The sequence below is a fragment of the Porphyromonas sp. oral taxon 275 genome (genome assembly GCF_018127745.1).
Classification (GTDB): Bacteria; Bacteroidota; Bacteroidia; order Bacteroidales; family Porphyromonadaceae; genus Porphyromonas.
Map to the genome: position 1 here is coordinate 582,461 of NZ_CP072333.1, position 17,592 is coordinate 600,052.

Annotated in this window: 11 protein-coding genes; 2 read left to right on the forward strand and 9 right to left on the reverse strand. The window is 59.9% G+C overall.

Annotated features, from left to right (window positions below):
• Window positions 1-2 precede the first annotated feature (2 nt).
• The 9 genes from J4862_RS02320 to J4862_RS02360 form a co-directional block, all read right to left on the reverse strand.
• Window positions 3-974, reverse strand: a complete 972-nt coding sequence (locus J4862_RS02320; RefSeq protein WP_211789135.1) for a calcium/sodium antiporter — start codon at window positions 972-974, stop codon at window positions 3-5.
• Window positions 975-1,022: 48 nt separating this feature from the next.
• Entirely contained in the window at window positions 1,023-1,172 is a 150-nt protein-coding gene (locus J4862_RS02325; RefSeq protein WP_211789136.1) for a FeoB-associated Cys-rich membrane protein, read from the reverse strand.
• Between the two features lie 18 nt (window positions 1,173-1,190).
• Complete coding sequence (gene feoB / locus J4862_RS02330; protein ID WP_211789137.1) at window positions 1,191-3,722, reverse strand: ferrous iron transport protein B; 2,532 nt, start codon at window positions 3,720-3,722, stop codon at window positions 1,191-1,193.
• 1,040 nt (window positions 3,723-4,762) lie between these two features.
• Window positions 4,763-6,079 (reverse strand): thioredoxin fold domain-containing protein, encoded by a 1,317-nt coding sequence (locus J4862_RS02335; protein ID WP_211789138.1) that lies wholly within the window; start codon window positions 6,077-6,079, stop codon window positions 4,763-4,765.
• A 12-nt stretch (window positions 6,080-6,091) separates the two neighbouring features.
• Window positions 6,092-6,556, reverse strand: a complete 465-nt coding sequence (locus J4862_RS02340; RefSeq protein ID WP_211789139.1) for a hypothetical protein — start codon at window positions 6,554-6,556, stop codon at window positions 6,092-6,094.
• A 16-nt stretch (window positions 6,557-6,572) separates the two neighbouring features.
• Window positions 6,573-7,283 (reverse strand): fasciclin, encoded by a 711-nt coding sequence (locus tag J4862_RS02345; RefSeq protein WP_211789140.1) that lies wholly within the window; start codon window positions 7,281-7,283, stop codon window positions 6,573-6,575.
• A gap of 23 nt (window positions 7,284-7,306) precedes the next feature.
• Complete coding sequence (locus J4862_RS02350; protein WP_211789141.1) at window positions 7,307-8,854, reverse strand: RagB/SusD family nutrient uptake outer membrane protein; 1,548 nt, start codon at window positions 8,852-8,854, stop codon at window positions 7,307-7,309.
• Window positions 8,854-12,324, reverse strand: a complete 3,471-nt coding sequence (locus J4862_RS02355) for a SusC/RagA family TonB-linked outer membrane protein (RefSeq protein WP_211789142.1) — start codon at window positions 12,322-12,324, stop codon at window positions 8,854-8,856. Before J4862_RS02355 ends, J4862_RS02350 begins: the two co-directional genes overlap by 1 nt.
• Window positions 12,325-12,516: 192 nt before the next feature.
• The gene (locus J4862_RS02360) at window positions 12,517-15,384 is read right to left on the reverse strand and encodes a pitrilysin family protein (RefSeq protein ID WP_211789143.1); all 2,868 of its coding nucleotides are present in this window, start codon (window positions 15,382-15,384) and stop codon (window positions 12,517-12,519) included.
• A gap of 650 nt (window positions 15,385-16,034) precedes the next feature.
• Here J4862_RS02360 and J4862_RS02365 point away from each other — a divergent pair.
• Both J4862_RS02365 and J4862_RS02370 read left to right on the forward strand, forming a co-directional pair.
• Entirely contained in the window at window positions 16,035-16,436 is a 402-nt protein-coding gene (locus J4862_RS02365) for a patatin-like phospholipase family protein (protein WP_211789144.1), read from the forward strand.
• 115 nt (window positions 16,437-16,551) lie between these two features.
• Window positions 16,552-17,241 carry a hypothetical protein gene (locus tag J4862_RS02370; RefSeq protein WP_211789145.1) on the forward strand — a complete coding sequence of 230 codons (690 nt, stop codon included), beginning with the start codon at window positions 16,552-16,554 and terminating at the stop codon, window positions 17,239-17,241.
• Window positions 17,242-17,592: the final 351 nt, after the last annotated feature.

Sequence of the window (17,592 nt, forward strand, 5' to 3'; positions counted from 1 at the left end):
CCTTAGAGCTGGGTGATCAGGTAGATGGTGTAGGCGATATAGCAGGAGAGGAGGATGAACCCCTCGCCGCGCTTGATGACCTTGTCGCCGAAGAGTAGCGCGAAGATATAGAGAAGTAGCGCGGCTGCCGTCATGACCACGAGGTCAAGCACCCCGATGCCGCCAGCACGGATGGGCTGTACGGTGGCCGTCGTACCGAGGATGAAGAAGATGTTGAAGATGTTGGAGCCGACGATATTCCCCACGGCAATCTCGGGCTGCTTCTTCAGTGCGGCTGCTACCGAGGTGGCGAGCTCGGGCAGTGAGGTGCCCGCAGCTACGATGGTCAGCCCGATGAAGCTTTCGCTCATCCCGAGGGCACTGGCGATCGACGAGGCCGAGGAGACGAAGAGATCCCCGCCCCAGACCAGTGCCGCTAGCCCGCCGAAGATAAAGAGCAGCTGCAGCCACAGAGGATAGTTATTCGGGCTATCGCTCACTTCATGGGGATCTCCAGGGCGTCTCTTGGCGATGGCGAAGGTATAGCTCAGGAAGATGAGGAAGAAGGCCAGCAGCGTCAGTCCCTCGCTGCGGGTGATCATATTGGCCGTCGCCGTAGGATCGAGGACTCGGTCCAGCACCATGAAGGAGAGGACGAAGCTCGCCAGCAGCATCAGCGGTATCTCACGCTTCAGCGTACCGCGTGTAATGGAAATCGGGGCAACGAGGGCGGTGACCCCTCCGATGGCTAGGACGTTGAAGAGGTTGCTCCCCACGACATTCCCCAGCGAGATGTCGGCACTGCCCTTGAGGGCTGAGGTAAGGCTGACGATGAGCTCGGGAGAGGAGGTGCCGAAGGCTACGATGGTGAGCCCCACGACTAGGGGCGATACGCCGAAGCGGCGAGCGAGCGTCGAGGCGCCCTCGGTAAGGTAATTTGCTCCTCCGATGATCAGGCCGACCCCGAGGACGAAGTAGAGTATATCTAGTATCATAGGCTATCAATGCTTAGAATGTGCATGTGCTGCGGCTAGCTCCTTGATTTAGCAAGAGCCGCCACAGCTACCTGAGCAGCCCGTACATCCTGGGCCGCGTTGCCCTCCCTTGGGTGGACGCAGCATGCGCCATAGGGAGCGGAAGATGAAGAAGAGGACGACGCCGACGATGGCGAAGACAATAAATTCCTGTACCATGATAAATAAAGCACGGAGCTAAGCTAAAAGTTGTCCCACCTGGTAGACAGCGAAGCATACGAGCCAGGCCACGACGCAGGAATACACGGCTGCGAAGAGCCCCCAGCGCCAGTCATCCGACTCCCTCCCGATGGCGATGAGCGTCGCGATGCAGGGGAAATAAAGCAGGATGAAGAGCATGAAGCTGTAGGCGATGAGCGGCGTGAAGGAGGGACTACCATCCGCGCGCCGCTCCTGCTGCATGCGTGTAGAGAGCTGGGCGATAGCTGCATCGTCATCCTCCCCTACGCCTGTGTAGATGACGCCCATGGTGCTGACGACGACCTCCTTGGCCATCAAGCCCGACACGATGCTTACCCCCATCTTCCAGTCGAAGCCCAGCGGACGGATGACTGGCTCGCAGACCTGACCGATACGCCCGATGATCGACTGCTCCTGATGGAAGGTGGCGAAGGCGTGCTCCAGCGAGTCGATGCGCTCCTGACGTAGCTCGGGGGCGAGCTCGCTCTGCTCCAGCTGCTCGATCTGGTGATCCACCTGCTGGCGTGCCTGCTCCTGCCTGGGGTAGTAGCTCATGAACCACACGATCACGGAGGCCGCGAGGATGACGGTACCCATCTTCTGTAGGTACTGCTGTGCTCGCATCCATACGTGGATAGCTACCGAGCGCAGCGTGGGGCGACGATAGGGCGGCAGCTCCATGACGAAGGGGATATCCTCGCCCTTGAAGGCTACGGTCTTCAGCAGTCGAGCCGAGAGCACGGCCACCAGTACCCCGATGACATAGAGGGAGAAGAGCACGAGCGTCGCCTGCCACGGGACGGGGAAGAAGGCCCCCGCCAGCAGGATGTACACGGGCAGACGTGCCGAGCAGCTCATGAAGGGCAGCACCAGCATCGTGATCAGACGGCTCTTGCGGCTCTCGATCATACGCGTGCTCATGACGGCGGGGACGTTGCAGCCGAAGCCCATAACCAGCGGGATGAAGCTCTTGCCATGCAGCCCCATGCGGTGCATCAGTCGATCCATGATGAAGGCCGCACGCGCCATATAGCCGCTGTCCTCCAGCAGCGAGATGAAGAGGTAGAGTAGGACGATCTGCGGGAGGAAGACGGTGACGCCGCCTACGCCCTTGATGATGCCATCAACTAGCAGATCACGCAGTGGTCCTGCGCTCATCTGGCTGCCGATCCAGCCGCCGAGGAGGCCGATTCCCTCCTCGATCCAGTCCATAGGGTACTGCCCGAGGGAGAAGGTGACGAAGAACATCGTGATCATCAGCCCGAGGAAGATAGGGAAGCCCCACAGACGACTCGTGGCCAGGTCATCTAGCCTATCGGTCAGCGTGCGCTCGCCTCGGTGCTTGGGGCGGTAGGTCTCCTTGAGCGCACCCGAGATGAAGCCGTAGCGTGCATCCGTGATCAGTTCCTCGGCCTCCTCGCTGGCGTGCTCCTGCAGCTTGTGCAGGGCGTAGTCACGTGCCGAGAGGAGGAAGCCTCCGCGGGCGTGACGTGCCAGTAGCTCCTGCTCGGTATCCTTGTCCCGCTCCAGGAGGCGTATTGCGATCGAGCGCGCAGCGATGGGATCCTTGATCTCGGAGTGCTCCTGGACCTTCTCCGTCAGTTCCTCGATGATGGGCTCAAGGAGCGGTCCGTAGGGGATACGTAGCGGGCGGAGCTTGCCCGTCTCTGCTGCGAGCAGCGTCTCATCGCCCTCCTTGAGTCCCTTGGCTAGGCTGATGACTTCGTCGAAGAGTGCTTCGAGCCCCAGCCCAGTTCGGCAGATTGTCGGGATCATCGGTACGCCCAGCAGGGTCGCTAGGCGTGGGTAGTCGAACCATTCCCGACGCTGCAGGAACTCGTCGTACATATTCAGCGCCGCGATGACCGGCAGCCCGAGCTCCTTCAGCTGGAGGGTCAGGTAGAGGTTGCGCTCGAGGTTGGTCGCGTCGATGACGTTGAGCACGAGGTCGGGACGCTCCTCGCCCGTCAGGTAGTGACGGATGTAGAGCTCCTCGGGGCTGTAGGGGGAGAGGGAATAGGCACCGGGCAGGTCAATCAGCTCCAGGCGGTAGCCGCCGTAGTAGATGTGCCCTACCTTGGCCTCGACGGTGACGCCGCTGTAGTTGCCCACGTGCTCGTGCGCTCCGCTGGCTTGGTTGAAGAGCGAGGTCTTCCCGCAGTTGGGATTCCCCACGAGGGCGACGCGCAGTGTGGGTAGCTTCTTGGTCTCGGAGCCACGGCCGTCCATGCGCTGCAGGCTGTGCAGCTCGGGGGCGGGGAAGAGCTCCTCCTCGGGTTCACTCGTGGGGCTCGTGCTGAGGGCCTCTAGGGGCCGGATCTCGATACGCTGGGCATCCTTGCGTCGCAGGGATACGTTGTAGTCGAGGATCTTATAGTATATGGGATCCTTGAGCGGTGCGTTGTGTACGGCCATGATCTCCTTGCCTTGGACGAAGCCCATCTCTAGGATGCGCTTGCGGAAGGCTCCAGAGCCACCGACACGTAGGATGACTGCTCGCTGTCCTGTCTGTAGTTGCGCTAGATTCATATAGCGCAAAGATACTAACAATTCGCGCTGAAGTCTCTATCGAATCCCGCCGAGCTCTCTATCGAATCTCGCCGAAGTCCCCAGCCAATAGCCCCGCACATAAGTCCCCTAAGCTGCAAAAGCGATGATCTATCCTTGCGCCGAGGCCTGAGGGCTGCCTGGCTGATGCTCGTCGATCGGGCTGAGGCTGCTGATGAGGCTAGGGAGTTCCATAGCTTGAAGCATGCGCGTTAATCGCACAAAGCTAGGCAAGTGTGCCCTTCGATCAAGATTATTCCTCAGGCCTGCTGGGCTTTCCTGCGCTCAAACCAAGGCCCTGTAGCCCTTCTCCCTACAGCTAGGATAGTAAGTTCGCTTCGTCTCGGCCTCGACAAGTCGAAGGCGCTACAGCGCCCGCCGCTTTGCTCGGGCTGCGCAGACGACACGAAGCCAGTCAGGAGATGAGGGGATGTAACGAGACTTACAAGCCTTCCTTCAGCCGCTGAATTCCCTTAGACTAGGCTACGGCCGAAGGAAGTCGCTGGCCTTTACTGGCGGGGTCGAAGGCCTTCGCAAGGGCGCTTGAGGCAGACTCCAGACGAAGTCACTAATCTTCCTCCCAAAAGTGGCTAATCTTTTTGGAAAAGTGGCTAAACTTTTGCGCAAAAGATTAGCCATTTTTTCTTGATTCATAAGGTACTTTCCCGACACGGCTTAAAGACTTCGCTCGGAAGGCTTACTTAGCTGGCTCGCCAAGTGCCTCAATCGTCCGTCCTTTGGTAGTCCAAACCCTTGACCGCCTTACCCAACTTTACGTGAAACTAGGGGGGAAAGGCTCGTGAAAGTGGTTAGTCAGCGCCGTGAGCGCTATCAGTCAGCGAGCTGAGGGACGTCCGTCAGCGCCGTGAGGGATATCAGTCAGCGAGCTGAGGGATAAGTAAGGGCGCGGCGGAGACAGGACCAAGGGCGGGAGCGGTAGCCCGAAAAAGAGCGAGCCCCGAGCATCCGAAGAGGGACGCTCGGGGCTCGATGGATGGAGCACTCGAAGTAGAGCGGGCGGCTTACTTCTCGAGGAGCTCGAGGGTGGAGAGCTTGTAGACGATGGAGGCCTGGATCATCTGCTGGGCCTGCTCGGCCTCACCCATCTGGAGGGACTCGCCGTAGGCTTGGTTGTAGTACTCACGTGCCTGCTTGTAGTCCTTGAGCTCGCGGTAGGAGTCACCGACCATGACGAGGAAGTTGATCTTGTTCATCAGCGTCCGTTCGCTGGGGATGGCCTTCTGGAGCCAAGCGATGGCCTGCTTGTGGTCTGCGGCGGTGAGCTTGTTGCCCGCGGCATTGTAGAGCGACTGGGCTGCGATGCCGTAGTCGGCAGCGTTGGCGTCCTCGCCGAGGCCGTCGAGGTAGCTGGACATGAGCTGGATGTAGCGGGGGACGTCCTTGCTCTTGTAGATGGCGTAGAGCGCACCGTAGTAGTCGACGGACTTCTGGTAGGGCGTGACCTTCTTGAACTTGATGACGTCGTAGGCCTTCTTGTAGTCGGTGCGGATCTTCTCGAGATAGGTCTTGTAGGACTCGTCGCCCTTCTTGACGAGCTCGAGCATGCGCTCATCATTCTTCTCGATGACGTAGTAGGCGGCAGGCTCACCGACAGCAGCGATCCAAGCGTCGAGATTGGCATTGATGTACTCGACGACGCGGGCTACTTCGTCGGCATCATCGCCGCCGAGGTTGCTGATGATGAGGTAGTCCTTCTTGTTGATGAGGCTGCCGTCGGCCATCTTCTTCGCCAGGTACTCCTTGTAGAGCTTGCGGACGCGGACGACCCACTTCTCAGCATCCATGCCGTCCTGCGTGGTGAGGAAGCGGGGAGCGATGGTGAGGAGCTCCTGCTGGATCTTGAGATCGTCGGGCTGAGCACGGTATTCCTTATACAGCTCTTCGAAGCCCTTGATCTCCCCGACGGCGGTCTTGGCCATCTCGAGGAGTTCGTCGGCCTTCATGAAGCCTACGTTGATCTGTATGGCCTTGCCGTCGGGGGCGATAATGCCGAGGGTGGGGAAGGCCTCGATCTTGTACTTCTTGGCGATCTCTACATTCTCGGGGGCCTCGGCGTCGAGCTGGAGGTTGACGAACTTAGCATTGAAGAAGGCACCGACCTCGGGCTGGGTGAAGATGGTCTTCTCCATCTTCTTACAGGGGACGCACCAGGTGGCGAAGAAGTCTACGAAGAGGGGCTTGCCCTGACGCTGTGCCTCGGCCTGCGCCTCGGCAAAGCTGCCCTTGAAGAAGCGGATGCCCGCGGTCTCCTGAGCAGAGACCAGGGCAAAGGCTAGGAGCGCTACGACCACGGAGGTCATGTACTTGAGGTATCTCATAGGGGGAGAGTGTTAGGCTTCGTCTTGGATGATGAAGGTGAAGAGGCCACGTAGCTCACGGCTGTAGCCCTCATTATAGACGCGGAGATTGACGGTATAGCGTCCGTTCGGCAGGCTCTGCACGGCCTCGGGGAAGAGGTTGATCGTGCCGCCATTGACGGTGATCTTGCCTGCCTGGACGGCGGCGGCGAACTTCGCTGCGTCGCCTCCGTCAGCGACGTCGACGCTGAGGAACTGGTAGTTCACGGGATTCGTCCCCGAGACGCCCTGGATACGCTGGGAGGTCCAGGGAGCTGGGTACTTCTGCTTGAGGCTGTGGGGATCGTCGTCCGCTACGGTGCGGTAGACCTTGAGCTCCTTGGAGGCGAAGGTGGCGTGCGTCGTGTCGAGGTAGCCCACCGTCACCTTGCGGCAAGAGGGTAGGGCGAGCGCTAGGAGCGTCACGAGGAGCAGGCTATAGATGGATCTTGCTGTCATCGGTCAGGAGAATGTATTAGAAGTCCGTAGGCGTGAAGTCGTACTGGAGGGAATGCACCACGCCGGTACGCGTCTGGATATTGTGCGAGGCGATATCGCGGGAGATGCTCGTCGTGGGTGAGACGACGTGCAGGCGGTTGGCCCCAGCGCCCGCCACACCTGCATAGGTGTCGCGGAAGGTATAGAGCCATAGCTGCTTGCCCGAGGCCATCGTATAGGTCTTCCCCCCCGTGCCGACGGCGCTCCCATCGGCTGCTCTACGGCCAGCGGGGAAGTCCTCCAGGAGGATCTTCTCCTTGGGGATGACGCAGTCGAGGATGAGGCTACGGCAGGTGGCGACACTCATACGGTCGATGAGCTTCATCGTCTCCTCCTCTGTGAGCTTGCTGGGATCGACGGCGTCCTCAGGCGACTCGGAGCCATCGGTCTTGATGCCGTAGGTGCGGTAGAGGTAGCGGCGGATGCTGTGATTGGTCATCCCGAGGAAGGTGATATCAGGCCCGTACTGGGTGCTCTTGCCCTGGAAGAGATCCTCCAGGCCGGCACGCTTGGTCATATAGACTAGGTAGCTCCAGTTGTAGCTATCGGTCTGGAAGTACTCCCACATCGTCGTGTCGTGGTAGGCCTTAGCCTTGCCCGTCTCGACGAAGTCATACTTAGTGCAGGAAGAGCATATCGTGAGCAAGAGTAGGGCGAGTAGGTAGAGAGGATGCTTGATCGTACGCATAATGGATAGATCCTTAGTAAGTACTACATGTAGCGGAACCAGTAGGGACGCTGCAGGATGAGGCCGTTGATGACCTTGCCATCCTTGTCACGCTGGGCACTCGAGGGAATGGGTAGGTTGAGCGCACCGCCAGCGATGTCCGCCGTGGTGAGCGTGGGGAACTTACCCTTGAGCTCGGTCTTGTGGTAGCCGTTGCGCAGGATGTCGTAGTAGCGGCTATCGTTCTCGAGGATGAACTCACGCTCACGTTCGCGGAAGATGGCCTTCTTCAGGTCACTCTCCCCAGAGGCGGGGTAGCTAGCGGCACCAGCGCGGGAGCGGATCTTGTTGAGGTCAGCTATAGCGCTCGTATTGTCGCCGAGCTTGGCGGAGCACTCGGCACGCAGCAGATAGACGTCTGCCAGACGCCAGTAGACATAGTTGGCATTGATGCTGAGGAAGCTCTTGCCCGAGTCCGAGCTCTGGTCGACGGTGTAGACCGCGGAGCGGAACTTGTAGGGTACGGCATAGTTCACCCCCGAGACCTCGTGGTCGGTGTCGAACTCATAGAAGAAGGCCGTACGACGTGCATCACCCGCATCTGGGTAGAGCTTCTCGATGGTCGTCTTCTTGAGACGGAAGGAGGCCTGTGCTAGGTTCCCCTGCGTCAGCGTGCTATTGACAGGCCAGGTAGCGAAGAGATTGGCCACCTCGTTCTTGGAGGTCGACTCATTGCCTCGGCTCTTGTCATAGACGAGGGAGAAGATTTCCTCGGGGTTCGTCGCACTGGGATCCGAGAGGAGCTGGCAGAGCTGCTCGGGCGTGGAGACGAGGCTGTAGGCACCGACCTCGCCGTTGATGACCTTGCTGGCATACTCGACGCTCTTGCGGTAGGCTGCTGCTGCATCTACGGAGGTATCGGAGTAGAGCTCGGCCATGCTTCCCTTCCAGGCGTAGAGGTGGGCAAGGAGCGTCGCGCTATTCCCCTTGCTGCCGTACTGCTTGTAGCTGGCCAGGCTCCCCGAGGCCGTGCGGAGCTTGTCGTAGGTAGGCAGCAGCTCGAAGGCCTTGAGGGCATGCGCGATCCCCGCATCGATGACCTGCTGCTGGGTGGATAGCCCATAGAGCTTCAGGTCCTTGGCATTGTCGGTGACGACGGCCTGACCATAGGCGCGAGAGAGCATGAAGTAGCCGAAGCCAAGGGCGAAGTGCGCCTGCCCCGCATGGTAGGCATAGCGCTCCTCGGAGAGGCCCTGGGTCTTGTCGATGTTGTCCAGCAGGAGGTTCGCCTCGAAGATCATACGGTAGACGTACTCCCAGTCGGCAGCTGCCTCGATGATGCTGCGGGGGTTGCCCTCACGGAGCTGCCCGTCGTCCTGCGTCTCGTCGGCGAGGAGGCCGATCTTCGTCAGGGGCGTGAAGGCATCCATGCAGTTATCGAGGTAGAAGTGTATGGTGCTCGTCGTGGTGTTGAGCTCAGCCTCAGAGGAGAATGCGTTGCTGTAGGTGATGGCATTCTCGGGCGTCAGGTCTAGCGTGCAGGAGGAGGCCAGCAGACTGATCGCTAGAGCGGGTAGGATATAGCGTTTCATCAGAACTTCAGATTGAGACCAAGGGTCAGCTTACGATTGAGGGGATACATGCGCCCCGTATCCTTACCCGTAGCCGGGTCGACGATCTCGGGGTCGAGCCCAGAGTAGTTCGTCAGGAGGAAGAGGTTCTCACCTGCGAAGTAGATACGCAGGTCCTTGAGGCGAAGGCGCTTCGTCCAGCTCTCGGGGAGTGTGTAGGAGAGGCTCAGCTGCTTGAGGCGCAGGTAGCTCACGCGCTCGATGTTGCTGTCGATGTCGCCATCGAACTGCCCCGTGTAGCCGTCATCGGAGAACTCCAGCGAGGGGTACTGCGTCTCATCCCCAGGCTTCTGCCAGAAGGAGGCGCGGGAGAAGTCGTTCATCACGACGCCGAACTTCTTGTTGAATAGGAAGGCGCCATTCTTCACCATGTTCATCATGCGCTGGTCGAGCGTGTAGGTCAGCAGGACGTTCAGCGCAAGGCGCTTGTAGGTAAAGGTGTTGGTGATCCCCCCGTAGGCCTTGGGGATGGCGCTGCCCGCGTAGTAGAGGTCCTCGCTGTTGATGTAGCCATCGCCGTTCTGGTCCTTGATCTTGCGGGCACCGACACGCAGCGGATAGGCCAGCGAGCCGAAGGAGAGGGGTACGCGCTGACCCGTCTGGTCGTAGTAGTAGGGGATGTCGGACTCACGCTGTACGAGGCCCTCGTCCTTGTAGGTGTAGATCCCATAGATAGGACGACCGAGCACCTTGTCCCCGAGGTCCTTGCCGTCGTAGGAGGCGAGGAAGCGGTTCCAGTTGCGTGCGATGTTGAAGCGCAGCGTCCAGCTGAAGTCCTTGCGGCGCATCACGTCGGCCGAGAGGTCGAGCTCCAGACCTTCGTTGGAGATGGCGGAGGCATTGGTCCAGGTGGTCTTCGAGATGAAGAAGTTCCCTGGGGTGGGCACCTGCATCAGTAGGTCGTAGGAGTGCTTGTAGTAGTAGTCGAGCTTGACCTTGAAGCGGTAGTTGAGCAGGTCTAGGTCGAGCCCGAGGTCGTACTGGTCGCTCTTTTCCCAGGTCAGGTGGCTATTGGCCATGGCGCTGGGCTGGAGCCCGGGCTGGCCGAGGAAGGAGTTGGACTCCTCCATCAGCCCGTGGGCGAGGTAGGCCTCCTGGAACTTCTGCCCGCTCTTACCCCAAGAGGCACGGAGCTTCCCGAAGCTGAGGAACCAGAAGTCCTTCATGAAGGGCTCCTTGGAGAAGGCCCAGGCAGCACCCAGCGAGGGGAAGGCCGCCCAGCGTACATCGCGGCCGAAGACGGAGGAGCCGTCGTAGCGGAGCGAGGCCTCGAGCATGTAGCGCTTGTCGAAGTTGTAGGCGACGCGTCCCAGGTAGCTGAGCATGATCTGCTCCTGGCGGTCGGTTGTCACACGCTGGAGGTACTCGTCGCGTCCCTCTACCGAACGTGCCTGGGGCCAGCCGTCACCGATCTCGTAGATCTTATTGGTCGGGCCCCCTGCAGCCTTGCCCTTGATGTTCTCCATCAGGTCGTAGGTCGTGGTGACCCCAGCCATGACGTCGAAGTTGTGGCGGTCGCGGAGGTTGAAGCGATAGGAGAGGATGTTCTCCCACTGCAGCATGGCGACCATCGAGCGCGAGGCCTCCACGGAGGAGAGGTTATTATTATTGAGGTAGGAGGGGCGGAAGACGTGGTTGTTGGAGAAGTAGGCGTCCCCTGAGGCCGAGGTTGCGAACTTCAGCCCCGAGATGGGCGCGTAGTCGAGCCCGACGGAGAGACGGGCGTTGAACATCCCGTTGCGGGCCCGCACATCGCGGATCTTCTGCAGCGTGAGCTGCTCGGCGATCGAGCCGCGGCCAGGGTAGACCGAGGGCGTCTCCTTGGGGTCGACGTCCAGGCCCTGGATGTTGGATCCGCTGATGGCGTCCTGCTTGTTGTAGGCGAGGTTGAGGCGCGTGAAGGCGTTGACCTTCGGCGTGAGGCGTAGGTCGAGGTTGGAGAGGAAGCTCAGACGCTTAAAGCCTGAGTTGATCTGGATCCCGCGCTCATCGTAGAGCCCAGCGCTGACGAGATAGCGTACGTTGTCGTTCCCGCCCGAGGCGTAGAGATCCCCCGAGCTGACACGGCCGAGCTGGAAGATGTACTTCCACCAGTTCGTGTCATTGTTGTAGAAGCTATTCAGCGAGTCCTGCGCCGAGGCGGGGGGCTGGTTGTCCTTCGCTAGCACATTCCCATTACCCCAGAAGTAGTCGTAGGCGCCGTCCAGCGTAGGCTCCCAGCCATAGGACTGGCCGTAGCTGCGGGGCAGGGTGTAGCGGTTGGTGGTGTAGTCGTTGTGCCCGATACGCTGGTGGCGCGCCAGGAGGTTGTGCACGAGGCGCTCTCCGTGGCCGCGCATCTGCAGCGGCGTGGCGGGGAGGAAGGAGATGGACTGGGAGAAGTTCAGCCCGAACTCTGCCTTGCCTGACTTCCCCTTCTTGGTCGTGATCAGCACGACCCCATTGCCCGAGCGCGAGCCATAGAGCGAGGCGGAGGCAGCGTCCTTGAGCACCTCCACCGACTCGATGGTCGAGGGGTCGATCCCAGCCAGCGCGTTGATCCCGCCCGTAGTCTCGGCCGAGACCTTCGAGAGGGGCACCCCGTCGACGACGAAGAGGGGCGAGCCATCGTTGATCCCCTGATCATTGAGCGAACTGATCCCTCGGATGTTGATGCGCGCACCGCCCCCACCAGGTGAGCCGGACTGGTTCGTCACAGAGAGACCAGACATCTGCCCCTGTAGGAGGGACTGGATGCTGGGGGCGGGGGCGTCCTTGAGCTGGTCGGCCTTGATCGAGCTGACCGCCCCGACGAGCTCACGCGTATTGCGTCGGCCGTAGGCGATGACTGTGACACCGTCGAGCGCCTTGACATTCTCCTTGAGGACGATGGTCACGGGCTGGCCCGCGGAGAAGGAGGCGCTGCCGTCGTAGTAGCCGACACAGCTCACCTGGAGCTCACCAGAGGTCTTGTCCGTGTGGATGGTGAAGCGCCCCTCGATGTCAGTCTGGGCACCGAGCTTCGTACCCTTGATGCGGACGTTGGCACGGATGACAGCCTCGCCTCGAGCGTCCTTGACGACACCCGTGAGCTGCCCCTTAGCACTGGCCTGCTGCTGGGGACGGAAGATGCGGATGGTCTTGCCGTCTACGGCGAAGACGAAGGGCGTGCCCTTGAGCAGACCTTCGACGGCCTTCTCTGGGCTCACCTCATCGAAGGAGACCGTGGCCTTGTAGCCCGCTGTGCGGAGCTCGGGCTCATAGTCGATCTTGTAGCCTGAGCTCTTGGCGATGAAGTCTAGGATAGAGGCGATCTCCTTGTCCTTGAAGGAGATCGAGACGGTCGGCGTGGGGCTCTGGCTCCAGCTCTCCGTCGGTGTGGAGAGGCCGAGCGTACAGAGGCACAGCCCAAGGGCTAGGCGCCGACGTGTACTATGTAATGGTTGTCGCATGGAGAATAGGTATGGACTATGACTTATCTATTCGGGGTGATGGGGACTATGTATAGCAGTGCGAGCCTCCAGCGAAGGTGCCTAGAGGGGCTACTCTAGGGCCGCTTCACTTAGGCACCTCCGCTGGACGTCGCTAGCCGATTGCTGTCGTGCTATACATATATAATGTATCTCGCTATCTCGATGAGGCTGCTAGTGCTCCCAGGTCTTGGCCTCGGGGGCGATGCTCTTGACCACGATGTCGCGGCGCTTGCCCTCGTCGAGGAGCTTCTTCAGGAGTGCGGAGAGGTCTTGGGCGGTGACCGCCGATACCTTGACCTCCTGCCCTGGAGCCTTCTTGGAGAGGTCTGGTGCCTTGCCCGTCTCGGCATAGGCGTTCAGCAGCGCGATCCAGTCGCCGAGCCCTAGCTCATTGCCTGCAGCCTTCTCCTCGGCCTCTTCGTCGAGGACCTGAGGGATGTGCACCTTCTTGTACTCGTCGCGGTCGATCTTGCCCGCAGCGATGGAGCGGAGGATCTCATAGGTGCGCGCCTTGAGGTGGTCGGCCTTGGCTCGGGAGGTGATGAAGTGGATCGAGAGGCTGCTGCTCGCTAGGGGCTCGTCGGTATAGCTCGTCTTGACGGCGATGCTGTAGGTGCCCTGCTCCTTCTCGCGGAGCTCATCGAAGAGGCGGTTCTGCAGCAGGGGCTCGAGGAGCCCGAGTGCTAGGCGCTCGCGCTCGCTGAGCTTCTTGTCGCCGAGGAAGGAGAGCTCGACCTCGCCGAGATCCCCCTCAGTGTCTACCTCGAAGGTGCGCTCGATGACGCGCTCGCGGGAGCTGTGGTCGCGGATCGTGTAGCTGCGGCGTGGTGCCTTGGGGTCGCCAGGCAGAGCGGCTAGGTAGGTCGTGACGATACGCTTGGCCTCGGCCTCGCTGATATCCCCGACGAGACAGCCCGCCATCTGGGAGGCGTCACCGAAGTGCTCTTCGTAGAGGCGGCGCACATCGTGCAGATTCATCTTGTCATAGAAGGCCTGATCTTCACGAGGATTGGCCTCGGTGATGGGATTCAGGAGCTCACGTATCTCACGATCGACCGCCTCACGTCCTTGCTGGGGCTGTGAGGCATATATATAGCGCTTGCGCTGGAGCCACTTATTGAAGATTAGATAATTGAATTGTTGCTTGTTGAGTACAAGATAGAGGTAGGAGAAGAGGTCGTCTACACCGTCGGTCTTGCTACGTGCCTGCATCCCGTCCATGTACTCCGTGATGGAGAGGTTGACCTCCATAGGGCGTCTACGCAGCCACTGAGCAAGCTGGTTGCGGTTGTACTTGTAGAGACCAGAAGCCATGATGAGGCTCTGCATCGCAGAGAAGGAAGCTAGATCCCGAGGCTTGACGATGGACTGACCACCCTTAGCCGAGGCGAGGAAGAGTACTTCACCCTTGAGCTCCTTAGCTAGGTTCTTATAGATCACCTTCATGCCATTGGAGAGCGTCCACTCGGTAGCGCCGAGCGCGGGGATCTTCTTCTCCTGAGTGATCTTCCCTGCGGGGAGCTCGAAGTCAATGAGCTTAGTGATAGGTGTGAAATCTATCATTGAGGCATAGACGCCGGGACCATTGTGTTCCGCTAGTTGGCGACGGAAATCCTGCTCGGAGATAGCCTCTGCTTCGGGGCTATTCGTGTAAGCCACGAAGGCGAGGTTGCGATCACCCATCGCACGCTCTTTGAGCCAAGCGCGTAGGTCGTCAGCCTCCAGCTCTACCAGTGCCTCGAGGTTGTCCTCGAGCTGCTGACGGAACTCACGCATCGGCGTCCCGTAGAGGTAGTTGTTGCGGTAGATGTCGATGAAGTTCTGCGGTGTCCCCAGGCCCTTGTCGTCACTCAGTACCTCCTTCATCCCCTCGTAGAGCTTCTGCTTCTCTGCCTTGAAGGCCTCATCGATGATGAAGTCGTAGGGTATCATAGCTCTACTCATGAGGATCTGCGCAAAGGCGTACTCATCCTGACCCGAGTAGGGCACGAAGTCCCAAGCAAACTGAGCGTAGCCACGTACCAGCGGTGAGTAGCTCACCGAGACGGCGATATTAGCCTCCTCCCCATTGTTGCGCAGGCGAGCGAAGAACTGTGGCGCAAGAGTATTGAAGAGCTGACCGAGGAGATAGTCCTTCGTCGCCTCTGCCGTAGAGCGGTTGGTGGGGGTAGCTACGCGCTGGTAAAGTCCGTAGGAGTGGAAGCGGTTCTCCTTGTCGATGAAGCGGTAGTAGAGGGGCTGCTCGTTATCAGCTATGGTGAAGGCAGGGCGCTCCTTGGCCTTGCGTGCTGCGGGGAGCGAGGAGAAAAGCTTCTGCACCTGCTGCTCGTAGGCCGCAGGGTCGATGTCCCCGACGATGATGACGCACTGCAGGTCGGGGCGGTACCAGGTCTTGTAGAAGGCCTGGATGTCGCGATACTTGAAAGTCTTCAGCACGTCGAGGCTGCCGATGACATTGCGCCGAGCGTATTGCGAGCCGTTGTAGATGACGCCAGCGATGCTGTCACTGAGGCGCTTGTCGATGCCGCCACGCTGGCGCCACTCCTCGATGATGATACCACGCTGCTTCTCCGTATCCTTCTCGGTGATGGAGATGCCATTGCACCAGTCCTTGAGGATGAGGAGCACGGAGTCGGTGAGGCCGCGCTCGGCGGTGGGGACGTCGAGGATGCTGTAGCGGGTGTCGTCCGTCCCTGTGCGGGCATCGAAGCTATAGAGGCCGCGGGCACGGAGGAAGTTCATCACCCCTCCTGGGAAGTGCTCGGTGGCTTCGAAGGCCATGTGCTCCAGGTAGTGAGCTAGGCCATTCTGCTGCTCGCCCTCGAGGATGGCTCCTACATTCTGCAGGAGGAAGAAGTGTGCTGTACCCTGGGAGGCGCCAGCGTCGCGGCTGATGTAGTAGGTCAGTCCGTTGGGCAGGCGGCCGGTACGTAGCGTAGAGACTTGGGCAGCGAGGGAGGCGAAGGAGAGGCCTCCTACGGCAGCTGCTATCAGGATGCGTTTAGCCAGGCGGGTGGCTTGTGGTGTCTTGATCGTCATCACGTGTTGGAGTCTAGTGGGTCCATGGAGGCGAGAGCGGGCACCGACAGCCTCGGCCAATGCGCCCTGTGCCCTCACCTAAAATCACCCTAAAGGTACGCAAAGTCCTCCGTAATCACAGCGTAGCCTCCTTGGTGCCTACTTTAGAGAACGCGCACGCGAGACGGGTAGCTGAATTTTCAGCCTTGGTATATACCTCTGTCTTAGCTTCTCCGCCAGCTCGTCGGCTCGCCGCTCCCGTGGGGTGTAGGCGAGGGGAGGAAGGCGGCTGCCGAGGCTCGGGCCGCACTCAGAGGTAAGGGTGAGGGGCTCTAAGGGATATCAGTGGGTGTGCTGAGGGACGCCCATCAGGCCTCTGAGGGATATCGGTCAGTGAGGCTAGGGGTATCCCTCGCGGAGGTGCGGCAGGGCTATCGCCTCGCTACGCCTCTTCCCGCCAAGCGCTGGCGGGCTTAGCGCGCCTCATTGCGACTAAGGACAGAGCTCCCCCGAGGGCCTTGGAGTGCCTTCGCACGGAGGGGGTGACGGCGCTCTGAGATGCCCCTCGCGGTGAAGCAGAAATAATGTAGTATGTTTGTGCTAGGCAAGACTAAGTTCTTCGTACATACTTTCTTCACCTTGCATCGTATCACCTTCATTATTGCCAGACCATGAGCATCGCAGGAAAGAAAATAGGGGTGGCCTTATCCGGAGGAGGCTATAGAGCGGCAGCCTATCATATCGGTACGCTGCGCGCCCTGCATCACCTCGGCCTACTAGACAAGGTAGATGTACTCTCTTCGGTCTCCGGGGGATCGATCACAGCAGCCTACTACGCGCTGCACAAGGACGACTACGAGGACTTCGAGCGGAGCTTCATCAAGGGGCTCTCACGGGGCGTCTTGTGGTCCTCCTTCCTCTATCTCGGCGGCGTCGGGCTCGTGCTGCTGGCGCTCTCGGTAGCGCTGGGCTACCTGGCGGCCTCCCTCGCGGGGCATTCCGCTTGGCTGACCGAGCTCCAGCTGCGCCTCTACATGCCCATGCTGCTGACCCAGTCCGCCGCGCAGCCCTAAGCCCTAGACGCCTTTCCCGACCCTAAGCCGTATAGCGCCTCCTCCCGCCTCGGCGTAGTCCGAGCGCTAGTCGTAGAGAGGCCGTAGCCTCGGTGCGGCAGAAGCAAGCTAAACAATGGTAATCAAGAGACTTCTTATCAAGCTAAGCCTAGAGCAGAGCAAAACCCCGCACCCGCGCTTTGCGTATGAGTTCTATCTCAAGAGTAGGCACCTCTTCAACTTCATTGAGCGTACCTGCCTCAGCAAGCTCAAGCAGCAGGCAGACTATGATACCATCTGTATCGACGCTCGGTATGGCTTTGACGCCCCGTATATGGAGCGAAGTGCAGAGCTTGTTTATCCTGGCGTCCTTACGATCGTCTTGCCCTTTGACCTTGCAGGCTACAGGAGCTTGACGACGATGGTAGACTACTATGACTTCATAGAGCGTCTACTCGTGGAGGGCTTCGCGATCGCTGGTGATCGCTTCGCGCTGCCACAGCATGATGTGCTGGAGAGCTTCCGTCAGTTCCGCTCGGAGGGCTGCGAGAACACGTGGAGCATCTTGAGCAAGGTCATAGACAAGGAGCGGAAGCTCAAGGTGCAGCTACGTGGACGATTGACTGCTGATAGCTTCAGCCTTGAGTATTCGCTCCTTCAGGGTAAGGCCTTAGTGGATGCCCAGGTCGTGTTTGTTGGGGAGCCTGACGAACTGATCTTTGCCAAGATCGTCCAGGCGCTTTACGTAGACCAAGGAGAACTCGTCATTCAGGGCAAGCGCGGGGTGCTCAAGCGGCTACCCTTGCCCGCAAGCGAAGGATTGTAACCAAGCTGTTGAGACTTGGCCATTAGGCTAGGCTAGCCTCGCTGTCCTCATCGTGAGGGATATCCCTCAGCCTCGCGACTGCCGTCCCTCAGCTCCGTGATGGGCATCCCTCAGCACGCTTACAGATATCCCTCACGGGGGCTCCGCCTAGAGCGGCGCTTCGCTGGGGCTTAGCACAGCCCTCGTCGTACGCAAAGGGAGCGTGGGGAGGAGTGGTATGAGGGCCTGGGCTTGGGGTGCTTATTCGGGGAGCTTGCGAAGGGGGGATGGGCTGTCTTAGAGCAGACCTTTGGCTATGCGGCTAATTTGTGCTACCTTTGTAGTGTAAGATACAGAACGAGAGAGCGGAGG